The sequence below is a fragment of the Actinomyces qiguomingii genome (genome assembly GCF_004102025.1).
GTDB classification, from domain to species: Bacteria; Actinomycetota; Actinomycetes; order Actinomycetales; family Actinomycetaceae; genus Actinomyces; species Actinomyces qiguomingii.
The window spans coordinates 3,817,766-3,835,817 of sequence record NZ_CP025228.1 but is presented as its reverse complement, the minus strand read 5'-3'; the positions used below and the strand labels follow the sequence as shown (position 1 = coordinate 3,835,817).

12 protein-coding genes are annotated in these 18,052 nt (G+C 68.1%); 6 read left to right on the top strand and 6 right to left on the bottom strand.

Translation table 11 applies throughout. The features are described 5' to 3' along the window. Positions 1 to 204: 204 nt before the first annotated feature. The gene (locus CWT10_RS16070; RefSeq protein ID WP_128683613.1) at positions 205 to 510 is read right to left on the bottom strand and encodes a hypothetical protein; all 306 of its coding nucleotides are present in this window, start codon (positions 508 to 510) and stop codon (positions 205 to 207) included. Between the two features lie 33 nt (positions 511 to 543). Here CWT10_RS16070 and CWT10_RS16065 point away from each other — a divergent pair, with 33 nt between their 5' ends. The 3 genes from CWT10_RS16065 (at position 544) to CWT10_RS16055 (ending at position 4,871) form a co-directional block, all read left to right on the top strand. Continuing rightward, complete coding sequence (locus CWT10_RS16065) at positions 544 to 2,181, top strand: DUF5129 domain-containing protein (protein ID WP_103061763.1); 1,638 nt, start codon at positions 544 to 546, stop codon at positions 2,179 to 2,181. A gap of 41 nt (positions 2,182 to 2,222) precedes the next feature. Next, a complete protein-coding gene (locus tag CWT10_RS16060) occupies positions 2,223 to 3,911 on the top strand; it encodes a DUF5129 domain-containing protein (protein ID WP_103061764.1) in 1,689 nt (562 codons plus the stop codon). Positions 3,912 to 3,998: 87 nt separating this feature from the next. Continuing rightward, positions 3,999 to 4,871 carry a DUF5926 family protein gene (locus CWT10_RS16055; protein ID WP_103061765.1) on the top strand — a complete coding sequence of 291 codons (873 nt, stop codon included), beginning with the start codon at positions 3,999 to 4,001 and terminating at the stop codon, positions 4,869 to 4,871. Between the two features lie 164 nt (positions 4,872 to 5,035). Here CWT10_RS16055 and CWT10_RS16050 read toward each other — a convergent pair whose 3' ends face one another. From CWT10_RS16050 to CWT10_RS16030, 5 genes are all read right to left on the bottom strand, one after another. Beyond that, complete coding sequence (locus CWT10_RS16050; protein WP_233187981.1) at positions 5,036 to 6,010, bottom strand: fructosamine kinase family protein; 975 nt, start codon at positions 6,008 to 6,010, stop codon at positions 5,036 to 5,038. A gap of 26 nt (positions 6,011 to 6,036) precedes the next feature. After that, positions 6,037 to 6,945, bottom strand: a complete 909-nt coding sequence (locus CWT10_RS16045) for a fructose bisphosphate aldolase (protein ID WP_103061766.1) — start codon at positions 6,943 to 6,945, stop codon at positions 6,037 to 6,039. Between the two features lie 179 nt (positions 6,946 to 7,124). Then, complete coding sequence (locus CWT10_RS16040; protein WP_103061767.1) at positions 7,125 to 7,769, bottom strand: hypothetical protein; 645 nt, start codon at positions 7,767 to 7,769, stop codon at positions 7,125 to 7,127. Between the two features lie 204 nt (positions 7,770 to 7,973). Then, the gene (locus CWT10_RS16035; RefSeq protein WP_103061768.1) at positions 7,974 to 9,413 is read right to left on the bottom strand and encodes an MFS transporter; all 1,440 of its coding nucleotides are present in this window, start codon (positions 9,411 to 9,413) and stop codon (positions 7,974 to 7,976) included. Continuing rightward, a complete protein-coding gene (locus tag CWT10_RS16030; protein ID WP_103061769.1) occupies positions 9,413 to 12,697 on the bottom strand; it encodes a glycoside hydrolase family 2 TIM barrel-domain containing protein in 3,285 nt (1,094 codons plus the stop codon). Before CWT10_RS16030 ends, CWT10_RS16035 begins: the two co-directional genes overlap by 1 nt. A gap of 305 nt (positions 12,698 to 13,002) precedes the next feature. Here CWT10_RS16030 and CWT10_RS16025 point away from each other — a divergent pair, with 305 nt between their 5' ends. The 3 genes from CWT10_RS16025 to CWT10_RS16015 all read left to right on the top strand — a co-directional run bounded on the left by CWT10_RS16025 (position 13,003) and on the right by CWT10_RS16015 (position 17,991). Further along, positions 13,003 to 14,025: a LacI family DNA-binding transcriptional regulator gene (locus tag CWT10_RS16025; protein ID WP_233187982.1), complete on the top strand. Its 1,023-nt coding sequence runs from the start codon at positions 13,003 to 13,005 to the stop codon at positions 14,023 to 14,025. 1,093 nt (positions 14,026 to 15,118) lie between these two features. Then, positions 15,119 to 16,324, top strand: coding sequence for an IS110 family RNA-guided transposase (locus CWT10_RS16020; RefSeq protein WP_128683273.1), 1,206 nt, complete (start codon positions 15,119 to 15,121; stop codon positions 16,322 to 16,324). 239 nt (positions 16,325 to 16,563) lie between these two features. Next, complete coding sequence (locus CWT10_RS16015) at positions 16,564 to 17,991, top strand: LssY C-terminal domain-containing protein (protein ID WP_416171677.1); 1,428 nt, start codon at positions 16,564 to 16,566, stop codon at positions 17,989 to 17,991. Positions 17,992 to 18,052 lie beyond the last annotated feature (61 nt).

The following is an 18,052-nucleotide window of genomic DNA, read 5'->3' as shown; positions in this document are numbered from 1 at the left end:
CCGGTGGGGCCGGGTTGTCTCTCCCGGCCCCACCGGCTTTGGCGGTGAGGTGGCCGCGTCCGGGGGTTCCCACGTCCCCGGGGGCTCTGCCTCCTTCGCCGGAGCGGACTGGCGCGGGCTCCCATGTACCCGGCCTGGTTCTCGGTGGTGGGTCGGTCTTCGGGCTCCCCAACCCTCGCGACCCGCACCGTCCGGCGGCAGGAGTTATATAACCTGCTTCGCCTGGGTGATCACCCCTGTCAGACCTTGGAAAACACGGGGAAGTTGTGCCTGCCCGGGACCGCCCCCGGCACGCCGCAGGCCCCAGCAGGCGCGGCAGGCACAGCGGGCCCCGGCGTGCGGCAGGCACAGCCCCAGCAGGCCCCGGCGTGCGGCAGGCCCCGGCACGCCGCAGGCCCCGGCACGCCGCAGGCCCAGCCCCAGCAGGCCCAGCAAGCGCCGCAGGCACAGCAGGCCCCGGCACGATCCAGCCGGGCAGCGCTCCCCATCGTTCGACTGCCCCCATGTCATTAATGTGGGGTCAAGTACTCCCCGGAGGTGCCCGTGTCCGATCTGATTGTCCGCTGGGGCGGCCTGCGCGCCGTCGTATCACTCGCCATCAAGCTTTCGGTCGTGGTGGTGCTTGGTGTGTTCGTGCCGCTGTACGTCCTGTCACCCTTCAATGCCACGCATACCCCCGTGGTGGAGATCCATGATGAGGCCGGGGTGCTCGACGACGCCGAACTCCACTCCGCCCTGGAACGCGTCGGCTTCCGGAGGGACGTCCGCCTGGCCGTCTTCACCACGAATGACGTCGATCCCTACGCCAAGTCCGACACCGTCTTCAATGACGCCGTCCTAGACTACGCCCTGAACCGGCAGCCGTCGTGGATCTCCACCGCGGACCCCGATGTGTGGGCCGACGGGTTGGTTATTCTCGCGGTGTCCCCGCAGGGGCGCTGGGTCGGCTGCTACTTCGGCGAGGACGTCAAGGTCGGTCTGGCCGCCGAGGAGGGCATCCAGGACGCCGCCAAGGGCGACTTCCGCATGTCGCGGTGGGATGCGGGCCTGGAGGCCATGGCGCGCCGCACCGCCGACTCGCTCGGCAGACCCATCGCGTCCACGGAGCTCGCGATATTCGCGACATTCCTGAGCATTGCCGCCGCCATCTCTGTGCTGGCCTGGATGTTCTGGTCCCGACACAAGATGCGCGACGCCTACAAGCAGGCCCGGCACCACTTCACCCAGATCACCAACGACTACGACGCCACCCAGCTCCGCGCCGGCGCCATCTCGGGTGACGACGCCCACGGCGCCCAGGTGCTCGCCCGCTTCGTCTGGTTCGAGGAGCGCTACGCCAGACTCGCACGCCTGTTCCGCGACTTCGGCTCCCCACGTGGCGCCCAGTGGTTCGCGGGTAGCCGCCGTAGGCGCGCCCAGGCGTTGGAGACCAGCGCCGCAGAACTCGACCGGGTCGACGACGTTATCGCCGCCGCCTCCACCTTCCTCACCCTCGGCCCCGGTTGGGAGAAGGTGTGGGAGAACGAGCAGGGCCCGGTGCACGAGGACCTCGCCTCCTACGCTGCGCTGTGCGACTCCGTAGTTGTCAGCACGCAGCGGGCTCGGATCAGCTTCGATATCGGACCGGATCGCGCCTGGATCCGCGATTGCAGCGATCGACTGGCTGCCATGACGGTGGAGTTGGCGCAGTATGTGCTTACTCCGGCGGCGGCCCTGGACGCGCTCGACACGATCGCCAAGGAAGCGCGCCGTCGCTGCGATGACCTGGCCTGGCGGGCGCTCGCGGCTGACACCTCTCGTCTGGGTCAGGATCGGCTGAGCCGCTACGAATACGAACGGCGTTCGGGCGCCTACCGCAACGTTGACTACCAGGGCTGGTGGAGCGCCCGCAGTGGGCGAGTGCACTACAACCCCGCCACCACAATTCGCATCAACTCCAAGTCGCCGGGCCTGCACGCCCCGGGCCTTTCCGCCTCCGGCCCGGTGCCAGAGTTCTCACGTCCGGTCGCCAAGCTTGTCACCGGTTACAGCAAGGCGGCCACTTACACGCCGTCATCCTCCTCCTCCAGTGGCTTCTCCGGTTCCGGCTCATCCAGCCACTTCGGCGGCGGTGGTGGTCACTTCGGCGGCGGTCTCGGCGGTGGCAGCTTCCACGGATCCGGCTCCTCCTCCCGCTTCTGAGCGAGACAAGTAATGCGCGATAAGCAAAACCGGAGGTGCCCGTGTCCGATCTGATTGTCCGCTGGGGCGGTCTGCGTGCAGTGGCGTCGCTGGCCGCCAAGATACTGCTCTTTGTCTTCCTCGGTGCCGTTGTGCCCCTGATCGCCATGGCGCCTGTTGGCGCCACGCATGCCCCCGTGGTGGAGATCCATGATGAGGCCGGGGTGCTCGACGACGCCGAACTCCACTCCGCCCTGGAACGCGTCGGCTTCCGGCGGGATATTCGCTTGGCGATTCTCACAACGGACGATTTCGACCCCGACTCCGAAAACGACACCGTCTTCAATGACGCCGTCCTGGACTACGCCCTGAACCGGCAGCCGTCGTGGATCTCCACCGCGGACCCCGATGTGTGGGCCGACGGGTTGGTGATTCTCGCGGTGTCCCCGCAGGGGCGCTGGGTCGGCTGCTACTTCGGTGAGGACGTCAAGGTCGGCAAGCACACCGAGGGGAAGATCCAGGACGCCGCCAAGGACGACTTCCGCATGTCGCGGTGGGATGCGGGCCTGGAGGCCATGGCGCGCCGCACCGCGGAGTCGCTGGGCAGACCCATCACCTCCACGCGGACGGCGGCAGTGGTTACGTGCTTGAGCATCGCCGCCGCCCTCGCCTTGCTGGGGCGGATGTTCCTGCACCGCTACGCGGCGCGCGATTGCTTCCAGGAGGCTCGCCGCCGCTTCACCCAGGTCACCACCGACTACGACGCCACGCAAATCCGTGCTGGCACCATCCCAGCCGATAACGTTCACGGTGCCCAGGTGCTTGCCCGCTTTGCCTGGTTCGAAGAGCGGTATGCGCAGTTGGTGCGCCTGTTTCGCGACTTCGGCTCCCCGTACGGTGCCCAGTGGTTCACCGCAGATTGTTTCCGGCGGGCTGCGGATCTGGAGGACAGGGCAGAGGAACTGGAACGGCTCGGCGATATGGTCACGGCCGCCTCCACCTTCCTGACTTCTGGTCCCGGCTGGGAGAAGGTGTGGGAGAACGAGCAGGGGCCGGTGCACGAGGATCTCGGCTCCTACGCTGCGCTATGCGCCTCCGTTGCCTTCAGTACGCAGCGTGCCCATGTGGACTTCGAAGTCGCGCCGGACCGTGCCCTGGTTCAAGAGCGGCGTGCTCGGCTGGCTACCATGACGGTGGAACTCGTATTAAAGATGCTGACACCCTCGGCGGCACTCGATGAACTCGACATGATCGCCAGGGATGTCCAATTCCGTTGCGACGACCTGGCCCGGCGGGCGCTGGCGGCGGACACCTCCAGCACGGGCCGCAAGCGGCTCGCCCGCTATGAGAAGGACTATGCGCAAGGCAAGTTCACCGGCGAGGGCGCCGACTATCAGGGCTGGTGGTCCACCTCGGCGCGCAGCGAGCGCCACCACTACGACCTGGCCACCACGATTCGCATCAACTCCAAGTCGGTAGGCCTGCACGCCCCGGGCCTGTACGACTCGGTTGTGCGCGAGTCGGGCGGGTCCGCCTCGGGCCTGTACGGCTCCGATCTGCACGCACCGACTGCGAGCTCCTCCGGCGCCGGCGCGGTGCCGTCGTTCTTCCGTCCCGTCGACGCCCTGGTCACCGGTTACAGCGATATCGCCTCCCCCTCATCCGGGTCCTCCTCCGGCGGCGGATCCGGCTCCTCAAGCGGTTTCGGAGGCGGCAGCTTCTCCGGCTCCGGCTCCTCCTCCCGTTTCTGAGACCGCGCCGACGCCGCAAGGGCGCAGAGACGGGCGTTGCGGCCGCGGCAACACTCGCCGTCGGACGTAGCCGGTAGGCTGGCGCGCATGTCGAAGAAGAACCGCCAGCGGCGTCGCGACGGCGACCGCAAGGCTGCCAAGAAGCAGCAGATCCCCTTCGTGGCCCGTCCCTTCGCCGGGCTGGCCGCCGAGCCGGACCTGGTGGCGATGATGCAGATCATCCCCGCCGCCTCCATCACGGTCCGCCTGGATGCCGACCACGGTGGCCAGGAGGTCCAGCTGGTCACCCTCCTGCCCGAGCTGGCCCGCTCCCTTAAGCGTGCCGACGGCGAGGTGCTCGTGGCCATGCAGACCACGGTCCGCTCCGGGGACGCCAGTCGCGATGTGGCCGCCGCCCTGCTGGAGGCCCTCGACCTTGAGCCCGGCACCGGCCTGGCGCCCAGCGGCCTGCCCGAGCCGGGAGAGCGCCTCCAGGACATCCTCGACCCCGACTTCACCGCCAGCATCGATGTACGCGAGTCCTTCGACTTCTGGCTCACCGCCGAGCAGGCCGCCGAGCCCGAGGCGCTTCGAATCGTGGAGGACGCCAAGGAGGGGATCGCCCCCACCGTGCCGGTTCCCGGCGTCGAGCACGCCTACTGGTGCCGCATGAACGGCAAGGAGTTCGTCCGCTGGGTGCGCGGCGAGGACGAGGACGCCTTCTTCAACGCCTTTGCGCGCATCCACGCCGCCCGCGAGTCCGACCTGGAGGAGGGCGCCCGTTTCCTCGGCGCCTTCCGCGCCTGCGGCTTGGCCATCCCCGTGTGGGAGCTCGTGCCCGGCACCGAGGCGGAGGAACTGACCGCCCCCATGCAGGCCATGGCGCAGCGGCTTGAGGCCGCCCTCGCCGACGACGCTCCGCTTGACGCCGAGGCGCGCCGCGCCAAGGCCGGCATCATCTCCCGCCAGGTGAACCTGTAGGGGATGAGCAGCTGGCGGCTCGCCACCGCGGACGCCCCGCCGCCTGGACACCCCGCCGCTGTGCGCCGTGAGGGCCGACCGTGGCGGCCGACGGCGCTCACGCGCCTGCGGCGGGGCGCCAGAGTGGTGGTGACTGCGGGCCGCCGCTTGCGCCGGCGCCGGGATTAGGCGTAGCGGCGGGCCACCGCCACCGCCTGGGGTCCGTAGCCGCCCCCGAATAGGAACACGTGAATCATTAGCAGGTGCAGCTGGTGCAGTCCCACGCGCTCGCGCCAGCCGTCCGCCAGCGGGGAGGCCTCGTTGTATCCGGCCACGATCCGCTCCAAATACGGCTGGCCGAACACGCCTAGCGCCGCCAGGTCCGTCTCCGCATGCGCGCCCTGGGCGAGCGGGTCGATGAGCACGCCGACGACCCCGCCGGCGCCGGCGTCGCTGTGACGCCCGCGGTAGGCGCGCGGGTCCGCCGTGACTTCCCGGGGTGTGGCGCGCCCGTGTTCGGCGCCGTCTCGCTGCGGCCCACGCCCGGCGGCGGGCGGCGCCCAATCGGCCACCTCCGCCGTCGGTACCCACAGGACATTGCCGGTCCACAGGTCCCCGTGCGTGCGGGCGACGGCGACAGCGGCGCCCCGCTCGGCGGCGGCGCGGCGGGTGAGCTCGGGCTGCTCGGAGTCGAAGTCGCCGTCGGCCAGGCGCTCGCAGACCCGCTCCAGGATGGCAGCGTCGGCGGCGGAAAGCGTGCCCGCATCCCGTCCCGGGCGGATGTAGGGGGCGATGCGGTCAGCGGCGTAGAACTCGCCCCAGCGGCGCGGGGTACCGGATTCGACCGCGTGTGGGCGCAGGCGGATGTTGCTGCGCCCCATCTGGGTGCGCCCGTCCCAGCCGGGCGGGGCGCACCCGAAGGCCGGCGCCCCGGCGGCGTGAGTGACGGCCAGCGCCCGCCCGAAGCCCTCGGCCGCCGTCGGCGTCACATGGGAATCGCTGAGCCGCGGCTCCTCCAGCCAACCGTCGCCGGCGCGCGCGGGAACCACGTACGCGCCGCCGTCGGCCATGGCCTGGGCGAGCCAGGCCAGCCCCTGCGCCTCCAGGCGGGTGGCGCCGGGAAGGTCGTCGTGCTTGCGGAAGACGGGTCGGGTGCTCACCGGCCCAGCATTCCATGCGGCTGCGCTCAGGTGGTTGAGGCCCGGTAGACCTCTGCGATCGAGGCCTCCAGGGCGGAGTCGAACTCCGCCTGCGTCTGGGAGGCGTCCAGCCCCTCCAGCAGGGCGCGGGAGAAGCTGGCGATCAGGCCGCGGTTACGGGCCAAGCGGCGGACGGCCTCGGCGCGCGTGTATCCGCCGGAAAGTGCGGCCACTCGGGCCACGCGCGGGTGACCCATGATCCCGTGGTAGAAGTCCGTGACCGAGGGGATGGTCAGCTTCAGCACCACATCCCGGCCTTCACGCAATTCGTCCAGATGAGCGCTGAGTGAGGCTAGCAGGAGCAGCTCGATGCCGGTCTTGTCCGGGGCGTTGATATCCACCTCCGGCTCGATGATGGGGGTGAGTCCGGCGTCGAGGATCTGGTTGGCGATCTCGAACTGTTGGTCGACTACGGCGGCCACGCCCTGGGTGTCGGCGTGCAGAATGACCGAACGCATCTTGGTGCCCAAGACGTGCTTATCCGCGGCCTTGGCCAGGGTGCCCTCCAGGTCCGGGATCGGCTTCATAAGACGGGCGCCGTGGGATTCCGTCTCCAGGCCCCGGTCCACCTTCAGGAAGGGGACGATGCCCTTGACGTCCCACAGGTATTCGGCGGTGGGGCGACCGTCCACCTCGGAGTCCAGGGTGCGTTCGAACAGGATGGCCGCCAGGATCCGCTCGGAGTTGAAGGCGGGGCTGGTCATAACGCGGGTGCGCATGGTGTGTACGAGGTCGAACATCTCCTCCTCACTGCTCCAGGCATCGGCCTGGATGCCGTAGGCCTTCAGGGCGCGCGGGGTGGAGCCGCCGGACTGGTCTAGGGCGGCGATGAAGCCGGAGCCGTGCCGGATCCGTTCCATCTGGGACCGGCGATCAGGGTGCGAATGGGTGGGCATGTGTGCCTCCTGGCGGGATTGTGCGGGTGCTCGGGACGACGTTGTCGCGGCGTTGGCGGCTGTGCCAACTCGGACACAATCCAGTATATGAGAGAATGGTTCTCATAAAAAGGGGAAAGGCGTACGGCAGTTGGTGTTGGGCGCTTCGCGGGGCGTATTGGCCGCGTGCCTCGCCTGCCTCAGGCGGCCGCAGGTGCCCGTCGGGGGGAGGCGGCGGGCAGGATCTCGGCGGCAAAGACTTCCCCGGGATGTCCGAAGGCGCCGTCCCGGCTGCAGGCTCCCAGGGTGAACCAGATGGTCTCCACCGTGGCGGCCAGGCGCTCGCCGCAGCCGTCCTTGAATGCGCCCCTGGAGGTGTGCACCGAACGCCGCCACGCCAGGTACTCGGCGGGTTCGCCGTTGGGGCCACCCAGGATGTTCAACTCGTACTCCAGCGGATCCGGTTCCACGGCGTTGGCTACTTCGCTCCACGCCAACCCGGAGCCGCGGGCCTCGGCGGGCCCTGCGGCGGCACCATCCCAGTAGGCGCCCAGGGCGGTGACCAGCCGGGGCACAACCGGGTCGGTGTTGATGCGGCTGAGCCAGCGGCCGGCCTCCTGCCCGGGGTCCGGTGAAGACATACTGAGGAAGTCGAAGACGGCGTCGTGCATCGACATCAGATCGGGGTAGGCGCCGCTGGCGACGCCGTCCCGGTCGGTCCATTTGCCACTCAGGCTCAGGGCGCGCAGACCCAGGGCGAGCTGGTACAGGTGGCCGAGGCCGACGGCGAGGCTGGTAGTAACGGAGTCGCGATTGGCCTCCGCCAGGCCGCCATTGCGCGCCACGCGCACTCCGTTGGCCAGTAAATCCCGCGTTGTCGCGGATCGGAAGCGAAGCTCGAGTTCTTGCTGCTGCGAGAGCGCCAGGACGATCACGATGCGAATGTTATGGTCTCGATGCGAGATCGTGGTGAGGCGCGCCGTGTGTTCGCACCGTGGGCTTGTGCACTAATCGCAGACCGAGTAGTACATCGGCAGCGTCGGGCGCGATCAGCCCTCCGCCGGCTCCGCCGCGGCCGGTGCCTGGACGCCATGGCTCTCCCGCAAGCGCGTATTGGCTCGCTCCACGTCCAGGCGAGAGAGCAGGAACAGGATGACGCCGTTGACAATCGCCGGGATCCACAGATACATGAAGTAGAGCATGGCAATGGCCGACTCCGGCTGCACCGGCGCATTGGCGATGTAGCCGCTCATGGCCAGCAGCCAGCCCGCCAGCGCCGTGCCCAGGCCACCGCCGATCTTCACGCCCAGCGACGTGCAGGAGAACATCAGCCCGTCGATCCGCTTGCCCGAGCGCAGGAAGGTGTTCTCGGAGGCCTCCGCGATTAGCGCGTTGACGGTCCCCTGCAGCGGGCTCATGCCGATGGAGGCGATCCCGGAGAACACCAGCATCAGCGGCAGACTGCCCGCGTAGGCCGCGGCCACCACCCCGAGCCTGCCGGCGACGGCAACTATGTAGCCGACTATGTTCACCCGGTACATGCCGCCCACCCGGGAGACCACCCACGGGGTGGCTAGCAGGCCGGCGATCAGCGGGATGTTGATCGCCCAGGCGAACACGCCCAGCAGGTTCGCGTCACCCAGGATGTAGGTCATGAAGTAGATGCCCATGTTCAGCGTGGCGGTGAAGATCTGAGTCAGCAGGAAGACCACCAGGATGATCAGGTAGTACCTGTTGGCCAGCAGCAGCTGCATGGACTCCTTGAACGGAAGCTTGCCCGCATCGGCCCCACCGGCGTCAGCGGCCGCGGCGCGCTGGGCGTCCTCAGCGGACATATCGGAGCGGTCGGCAAGCTCCTCGGGGGACAGCTCGCGCACGGACAGCACCGACAGCGTGTTCACCGCCAAGCCGATGAGCGCGTAGATGATGGCAATGGCGCGCCAACCCTCGGCGCCTCCACCCAGCAGCTCCACACCCTTGACCGTGAAGGTCTGGATCAGCAGGCTCGTGCCGAAGGCGAACATGAAGCGGATCGATCCCATCTGCACCCGCTCGGCGCTGTTCTTGGTGATCAGGGCCGTCAGCGAGGAGTAGGCGATGTTATTGGCCGTGTAGAACACCGAGTTCAACAGCGTGTAGGCGATGAAGAACCAGGCGTACTTGGCGGTTGCTCCCAGGCTGGGCGGGATGGCGAAGACGGCGATGATCATCAGCGCACAGCCGACGAAGGCCCACAGCATCCAGGGTCGGGCCTTACCCATGCGGGTGCGGGTGCGGTCCAGCAGGGTGCCGAAGAGGATGTCAGAGAACCCATCGAAGAACTTCGACAGCATCATCAGTGTGCCGATCACACCGGGGTTCAAGCCGGCGGTGTCGGTCAGATAGATCATGACGAAGGTGGACAGGAGCGCGTACACCACGTTCCCGGCCACATCACCGGAGCCGTAACCGACCTTGTTGTACCACTTGAGGTACTTCTTGTCGTTCATCAGTTGACCTCACTGTGAGTTGAGCCCGCGAGCACCGATTCGTCGCGGGTGGCGGATGGAAGTAAGAGGAGGTGAATGTCCAAGCCCGTCAGGCGTCGCGGGTCCACCCGATACACCTCGCGCAGCGCCGGTCCGCAGGAGGCCGAGCCGATGCCGGCCATGGCCCGATCCAGGCACAGCACGGTGGAGCCGCACGGCCGCAGCTCCACATCGTGACGGGCGGCGGTGAGGTCCTCCTGGGTGTAACGGGAGGCATTGAAGGACAGCGGCTGTGAACCCGCGGCGGTTAGAGACAGGCCCCCTCCGGCTACGGTGACAAAGTCGCAGTCGGCATGGGAGCCGCCCTCCTGCGGGCGCAGGTAGGGCACATGCAGGGCGTCGACGTCGGTTCTAAAGACGTCGTGATAGCCGGCGCGACGCTTGTCCACGTAACTCTCATGCGGGCCGATCCCGTGGTAGACGACGCGGGTCATGGACTGCGGGAGGAACAGGCGCAGCCCGAGGCGGGGCAGTGCCGGGAAGGCGGGATCGAGCCCGACCCGTGCGCGAAGCTCGATCAGTCCGGAGGGGGAGATGATCCACTCTCCCCGTGCCCGCAGCACCGGCTGCACCGCGGGCGCTCCCACCGACAGCTCGATCTGCACCACGACGTCGTCGCCCCGCTCCTTCGCCTCCACCCGGTAGGCGCGGGCGCAGGTGCGGTGGTACTGGGCGGCCTCCCACTGCTTGCGCACCTCGGCGTCGTTGTCCGTGGGGGCGCGCCAGGTATTGACCTCCATGGGGCGGGTCAGCAGATCGTGCCCACCCACCACCAGGCGGCTGGGCAGGCCGGTGCGGGTGTCGAACTCATAGTTGAAGGACTCCCCGGCCACCACCAGGCCGGTGGCCTCGACGGCGCTCACCGTCGGGGCCGGTGCCTTGGCCCGCACCGGTGAGCCCGGCGCGTTCCCCGCGGCCGCAGCGCCCGCCGTCGGCGGGCAAGCCGCGGCCGAAAGCGCCGTCAGCGTTTCCAATACGTGGTGCTGGGGCGCGGCATTGGCCAGGGGGATCTCATCGAATCCCAGTTGGTGTCCACGCTCCAACAGTGGCGACGCGGCCCTGAGCCGGTAGGAGACCAGCAGGTGGCAGCGGCCGGACTCGGGCACGTTCACGGTGCAGGGGATGGTGACGGCGGTGTGCGGCGGCACCGGCTCCGGCAGCGGCACGATTCCGGAGTCGACAACGAGGCCGTCGCGACGCACCTGGTAGGTGACCTCCAGGTAGTCGGCCAGGTCGGTGGCGTCCAGGTCGTTGCGCAGGGTGAGCGTGCCGGCGTCGGCGTCGAATCCAATCACGCGGGCGGGCCGCTGCACGTTCTTGAGCTCAAGCAGCCCGGTGTGCGGCACGCGGTCGGGGGACACCAGCCCGTCCACGCAGAAGTTGCCGTCGTGCAACTGCTCGCCGGCGTCGCCGCCGTAGAGGTAGACCGGGCGGCCCTCACGGCTCCCGGCGCGGATGGCATGATCGCACCACTCCCACACGAAGCCGCCGCATATGCGCGGATCGGCGTGGATCAGCCTCCAGTAGTCCTCCAGGTCGCCGGGGCCGTTACCCATGGAGTGGCAGTACTCCACCAGCAGGAAGGGCTTGTCCGGATCGGAGTCCAGGTAGGCGCGCACCTCGTCCAGGCCGGGGTACATGCGGCCGTACAGGTCAATGCCGGAGTAGTCGTAGATGCGTTTGGAGTCGCGGTAGAAGGCGCTCTCGTAGTGGGTCACCCGGGTGGGGTCGGCGGCCTTGATCCAGGCCAGCGCCGCCTCGAAGGTGCATCCGTAGCCGCATTCGTTGCCGGCCGACCAGGAGATCACGCAGGGCCGGTTCTTCTCCCGCTCCACGCATAGCCGCACCCGGTCCAGGGCGGGCTCGATCCACTCGGGGTTGTCGGCGATGGGCTCGTTCCAGTGCTCCACCTGGCTCTCCCAGGAGGAGTCCGCCAGCACCCGCACCTGGGTGCCGTGGGACTCCACATCCGCCTCGGACTGGACAAAGAATCCGTAGGCGTCACACAGCTGGTAGAAGCGCGGATCATTGGGGTAGTGGGCGGTGCGCACCGCGTTTATGTTGTGCTGCTTCATCAGCCTCAGGTCGCGCAGCATGTGTTCGACGCCGACCACCGGCCCGGTCAACGGATCGGATTCGTGCCGGTTGACCCCGCGCAGGGTGACGGGGGCGCCATTGACGTACAGGACGGCGTCGGCGGTGGTGACCTCACGCAGTCCCACCCGCTCGGTGATCACCTCCCCGGGGGTGGTCAGGTGCAGGGTGTACAGGTAGGGGTCCTCCGCGCACCAGGGGTGAGGATCGGCCACGTGCAGCACGGCGGCGTGGGTGTAGGTGACGGTGTCCTCTGCGGCTCCGTCGGCACCGGTGGTGGCATTGGTGCCGATTGACCGTTGCCCCGCAGCCAGCTCATTGCCGTGGCTCCCGGCCTCCTCCGTCGGCTCGCCGGCCAACGGTGCCAGTTCACCCCGGGCGACGACGGCGCCCGCGGCGTCGTGCAGTTCCAGGCGGGTGGGGACGCTCCCGCCGCTGAAGGCGCCACGGACTGCGACGGTGGCGCCGTCGTCGTCCAGGTAAGTGGTGACCGCGTAGTCGCGCAGGTGTTTGCGGGGGCGGTCCAGCAGGTAGACGTCCCGGAAGATGCCGCTGGTGCGGAATTTGTCCTGGTCCTCCAGGTAGGTGCCGTCGCACCACTTGAGTACCAGCACCGCCAGCCGATTGGTGCCGGGGAGCAGGTGTTCGGTGATGTCGAATTCGCTGGTGGCGTGGGCGACCTGGCTGTAGCCGACGTAGTGGCCGTTCAGCCACAGGTAGAAGCAGGAGTCGACGCCCTCGAACACCAGGTGGGTGAGCGGGGCCTCGGCCGGCGCGGCGTGCTGGAAGTCGTGCAGGTAGAGGCCGCAGGGGTTGTCATGCGGCACGAAGGGCGGGTCCAGGGGGATGGGGTAGCGGTAGTTGGTGTACTGGTGGCGGTCGTAGCCCAGGTGCTGCCAGCTGGAGGGGACCGGAATGCGGTCCATGCCGGTGGTTGGGAAGTCGGGCGCCCAGAAGGCCTCGGGGACGGCGTAGGGGCCCGGGTGGTAGGCGAAGGCCCAATCGCCGCTGAGCAGTTGGAAGCGGTCGGAGCACTCCCGCTGCCAGGACGGCGGGCCCATGGGGGCGGAGGCGGGGATGTAGTACGCGCGCGGCGGCAGGGTGTGCTCGTGCAGGACGGTGAGGTTCTCGTGGTGCCCGGGAAGGATCATCGCTGACTCTCCTTGATGCGGCGGGCCGGGTTGCCGGTCCGAGGTCGGTTCCGCGGCGGCGCCCGTGCGCGCCGCCTGGGTGGGGACGGGGCGGTCGGAGTTTCGGCGGCGACGTCGTGGCACCCCGTGGATGGCGACGTTAACATACAGGATCGGGCCATGTGAATACCATGCTCCTGCCTGTAGTTAGTGCGATATGTCGAGTTCATGCATGAGGAGGCATACCTATGATGATGACGTTATCATTGAACTGGGGTTGGGGATCCCTCCCGTTGCCGCGCGGACGGGCTGCTAGGCTCGCGAAGGTGGACGGGACGCGACGTGGCAGGGGTGCGCCGTCGGTCGCCGACGTCGCCCGATTGGCCGGCGTGTCCTCGCAGACGGTCTCCCGCGTTTCTGCCGGCGCGACCAACGTGCGCCCGGCCACCCGGGACAAGGTGCTGCACGCCATGCAGCAGCTCGGCTACGCCCCCAACCGCGCCGCCCAGGCCTTGCGCAGCGGCAGTTTCAAGGCCATCGGCGTGCTCACTCAACAGATCCTGCGCACCGGAGAGGCGCAGACCACCGATGGGGTGCTGCAGGCCGCGTGGGATGCCGGCTATACGGTCTCGATGGTGCAGGTGGATCGGCCGCAGTCGCAGGACATGGGGGCGGCCGTCCACCGCTTGGCTGCGCAGGCGGTGGATGGGCTGGTCGTGGTCCAGGCGGGGCGGGCGGGGCGTGAGCACCTGGTGCTGCCCGCGGGGATGCCGGTGGCCGTGTCCGACTCGGCCCTCGTGGGCTACTACCCGTCGGCATCGGCCGACCAGGTCGGGGGTGTACGTGCCGCAGTGGGGCATCTGCTTGAGTTAGGGCATCGCACGGTCCACCACATCACCGGTCCGGCCGATTCCCAGTCCGCACTGATCCGCTCCGCCGCCTGGGCGGCCTGTCTGCAGGAGGCCGGGCGGGAGGTGCCCGAGGCCGTGCCGGGCGACTGGGACGCCGTCGCGGGCTACGCCGCCGGACGGTCGCTGGCCGCCGATCCGGAGGTTACCGCGGTCTTGTGCGCCAATGACGAGGTGGCCATCGGGTTGGTCCGCGCCCTGCATGAGGAGGGACGACGCGTGCCCGCGGACGTGTCCGTGGTCGGCTTCGACGGGCTGGCCTTGGCCGAGTACTGCTTCCCACCGCTGACCACGGTCCGCCAGGACTTCCGCCGCGCCGGGGTGGAGATGGTCAACCTGGTGCTGGAGCAGGTCGCCAACGGGGTGCAGGATGGGACGCGGCGCATCGTCATCCCCACCGAACTGGTTGTGCGCGCCTCCACCGCCCCGCCCGCCCGCTGACCCGCCTCCCCTCCTCTCCCTACCTCTACCTCTCCTCCCTCCCTCCCCGAGTTCGGTCGAAATAACCATCGAGTTCGGTCGATATGACCGTCGAGTTCGGTCCGGGCCGGCGTCGTTATTGCGCTTGGAATGGAGAATCACTCCGGTTGCGGGCGTGGTCGCGCTTGCCGACGTCGAGCACAAGTATCGTCAGCCGGGAGTCCTAGATGCCGCAGATCATGCGGTAATCGCCTATTTGGTGCTCTCCCGGTTTGAGGGTGTAGTGGCTGGGTGTGGGCCCGGTCGGCTGCCGGACGCGTACTTGGACCGCGTTCTTGCGGTTGGACCGTCTGAGAGTGCGTTTCAGGTGGTCCAACGGCAGGCAGACGGTCCATCCGCAGCTGGGTGGTCCGGGTGCGGGGGTGTTGGCTGGGGATGGTGCGGTTGCCTTGGACGCGGTGCACCCGCGGTCAACAGTCAGGATGCCGCAGGCCGCGAACGTGGTCAGCAGCTGGCCCGGCCGAACCACGCGTCTGGCCGGGCTGCGCGCATGGCTGATCTGTGCGCCCGGTCGAGCCGTGCGCCCCGCTGATCTGCGCGCCCGGCCGGTCTGGGGGCCCGGCTGGGCCGCGGGCCAGGTTCATCACCAAAGGCGTCCCAGCCGATCTGACAAGCAAGGGCACGGTCGACAATCAGACGCCCCGACCTGCCAACCACATCAGGGCGATAGGTCAGCACCTGAGAGCCAAAGTGTCCAGAATCGACACAAACACCCCGCCCGGTCCAGCACACGCTCTCAGATTCGTTGGAACCATGCGGAGGTAGTGGGCGGCGCCGGGCGGGGGATCCTCGTTTGTGCCGAATCCGGACACTTCCCCCGTTACCTTGTTGGTGGTTCCGGGAAGTCCGGGGCCGGGCCAGCCGCTGTGGGCATGATGTCTTGCCCCTGTCGTTTGATGATCCGGGGGGTGTTGTCACCCATGGTGGCGGGCGGGTGGTGATCGCTGATTAGGGGAACGACCCGCCGCAGCGCGGCGATGTCTTTCGTAACGTGGGTGCGGGGCCGTCTGCCTGACAGGCTGACCCACCAACGCACGAGAGAGGCGCAGGAAAGGTGAACATCGAGGATGTGGAGGTCTTCGTCGGTATCGACGTGGGCAAGGCCGAGCACTGGGCCACGGCCCTGACCGACGACGGGAAGAAGATCTTCGACAAGGCCCTACCCAACGACGAATCCAGGCTTAGGGACCTGTACGAGCGTCTGGGTGAGCATGGCCGGGTCCTGGTGGCTGTGGATCAGCCGGCAACGATCGGGGCCCTGGCGGTGGCGGTGGCTCAGGCGATGGGTATCACCGTGGGCTACCTACCCGGCCTGTCCATGCGCAGGATCGCCGACCTGACCCCGGGCAATGCCAAGACCGACGCTCGCGATGCGGCGGTGATCGCGGATGCTGCCCGCACCATGCCCCACACGCTGCGAGCGATCGACGCCTCGGACAAGGACGCGGCCGCGTTGAGCATGCTCACAGGGTTTGACCTGGACCTGGCCCGCCAGGTCAATCAGACCGCTAACCGTATCCGGGGCCTGTACACCCAAATCCACCCAGCCCTGGAGACTGTGCTGGGCAAGTGGCTCGAACACGACCCAATACTGGAGGTGATCGCCGCCTGGCCCACCCCAGCCCACCTGCGCAAGGCCGGCCGGGCGCGGATTGACGCCAAGCTCAAATCCAAGGGCGCCAAGCGCCATGCCGCCTGGGCAAAAGCCATCACCGACGCCCTGAACAAGCAGACCGTCGTGGTCGCTGGTACCGACGCGGCCGGGGTGGTGCTGCCACACCTGGCCCGCCAGCTCATCGCCCTACACGCCCAACGCGACGATGTCGCCGCCCAGGTTGAGGCCCTGGTGGAGGCCCACCCTCTTTACCCGGTCCTGACCTCCATGCCCGGGGTGGGGGTCAGGACCGCCGCCGTCTTCCTGGCAGAGACCGCGGGCAAGACCTTTCCCTCCGGCGCCCACCTGGCCTCCTACGCCGGCCTGACACCAGTCACCCGGCGGTCGGGGTCCTCCATACGCGGCGAGTACGTCTCCCACGCGGGCAACAAGCGCCTCAAGAGAGCCATGTTCCTGTCAGCCTTCGCCTCCCTCAGATCCGACCCCGCATCCCGGGCCTACTACGACCGCAAACGCGCCCAGGGCAAGCGACACAACCAAGCCATACTCGCACTCGCACACCGCCGCATACTCACCCTATACGCCATGATCCGAGACGGATCCCTCTACGACCCACCAGCCCAACAACTACCCGCCGCCGCTTGACAAACCACATAGGGGCACCCCCCCCACCCCGCCAGCCCCACCAACCGAACTCGATCGTCATATCTACCGAACTCGGTGGTTATTTCTACCGAACTCGATGGTTTCAAACGGAAGAGCTGCGTATCGATGTTGTGGGAAACCTACACAACGGACATAACGTATACAACGTGCGGAGGGTAGATGACGCGATGATGATCCGACTTGTCTGATGTCATAGGTCGTGTACTGTGCGAGCGATGATCAGTGAACAGCACACCTCCGCAGTTCCGGTCGAGGGTACCGACGACACCCGCACCGAGCCGGTTGTCCGTACCCGCCCCCGCCCGGACTCCCCGCCCGTTTACTCGGCGGGATCGGACAAGGTACTCGCCGCGGGCGCCCGCGAATGGGGCTTGGACGACGTACTGGACGCCCTCTTCTTCGCTGTCGCCGCCCTGGGCACGCTCTGGCTCGCGTGGCTCCTGCTCGGCTCGGGAACCCACCTGACCCCGGGGGCGATTATCAACATTGTGGCGTTCTGGGCGGTGCTGTCCTATCTGGCGTTGCCCCGCATGCATCAGATCCTCACCTGGCTGTACGTGCCCGACTACTTCATCGGCCGCACCCGTACCGCCGACGGGCTCTTGGGCGACCCGGTGAACCTCGCCGTGCTCGGTGATGAGGAAGACATCCACGCGGCCATGACGAAGGCCGGCTGGGTGCGCGCGGACCCCATCACGCTGCGATCCTCCTGGGGGATCGTTGTCTCGTCACTGCTGCGCCGCTCCTATCCGGCGGCTCCCGTCTCCGATCTGTTGCTGTTTGGACGCAAGCAGGATTTCGCCTACCAGAAGGAGGTGGAGGGCAACCCGGCTCAGCGGCATCACATCCGTTTCTGGCGCGTTCCGGAGGGCTGGGTCATGCCGGGCGGCCGCCGTGTGGACTGGTTGGCAGGGGCGACCTATGACCGTTCGGTGGGGCTGTCAACGCTCACCTTCCAGGTGACGCACAAGATCGACGCCGATATCGACGTCGAGCGCGACTATGTAGTCGACGACGTCCGCTGGTCTAATACGGCTGCCCTTTTGGAGATCTGGCCGGACTTCTTCACCGCCTACCACCACCGCAACGGCGGTGGCGACCGGATCGTCACCGACGGCGACCTGTATGTGCTGGATCTGGACCGCCTGGTTCCCGAGTCCGGTGGCGATTTGCAGCAGGCGCGCCGGACGGAGGCCGAGGTACGCCGTCGGCGTCCGGCGGAGCTGATTATGGCCATGGGGCTGGTGGTGGCACTGCTGGCGGCCAATATGACGCGACTGTTCACTAGCGGGACCATTGATGACTTGAGCCGGGAACTGGACGTTGCCGACGCCGTCGACACTCACCGGGTCGTCATGACAACGGTGACGGTAACCACTGCCGCCATGACGGCGCTCATCCTGGGCCTGGCGGTTGCGGTCTGGTTCGGCCGCCCCCGCGCCAGGATCGGTCTGATGGTGGTGCTGAGCCTGAATATCGGCTCGGTGATGACCGAGATCTCCGCCATCGGGGTCAGGCAGGCCGGATGGGGACTGATCGCCGCCGCGGCGCTGGGAGTGCTGGCGCTGTTGGCGATGACGGCCAGGCCGGTTCCCCGCTGGGAGCGGGCCCGTCAAGCCGAGCGGCTGCGGACACGCGCCGAATGAACCGCGAGTGAGGTGAGCCTCCGGGCTGTCTCACATGGTCATGCGCTCGTCGAGCAGGCGG

Bases quoted from the DNA above. Each gene is read 5' to 3' on its own strand.
- CWT10_RS16045 (WP_103061766.1), bottom strand. From the start codon at position 6,945: ATGCCCACCCATTCGCACCCTGATCGCCGGTCCCAGATGGAACGGATC.
- CWT10_RS16055 (WP_103061765.1), top strand. From the start codon at position 3,999: ATGTCGAAGAAGAACCGCCAGCGGCGTCGCGACGGCGACCGCAAGGCT.
- CWT10_RS16035 (WP_103061768.1), bottom strand. From the start codon at position 9,413: ATGAACGACAAGAAGTACCTCAAGTGGTACAACAAGGTCGGTTACGGC.
- CWT10_RS16070 (WP_128683613.1), bottom strand. From the start codon at position 510: ATGACATGGGGGCAGTCGAACGATGGGGAGCGCTGCCCGGCTGGATCG.
- CWT10_RS16030 (WP_103061769.1), bottom strand. From the start codon at position 12,697: ATGATCCTTCCCGGGCACCACGAGAACCTCACCGTCCTGCACGAGCAC.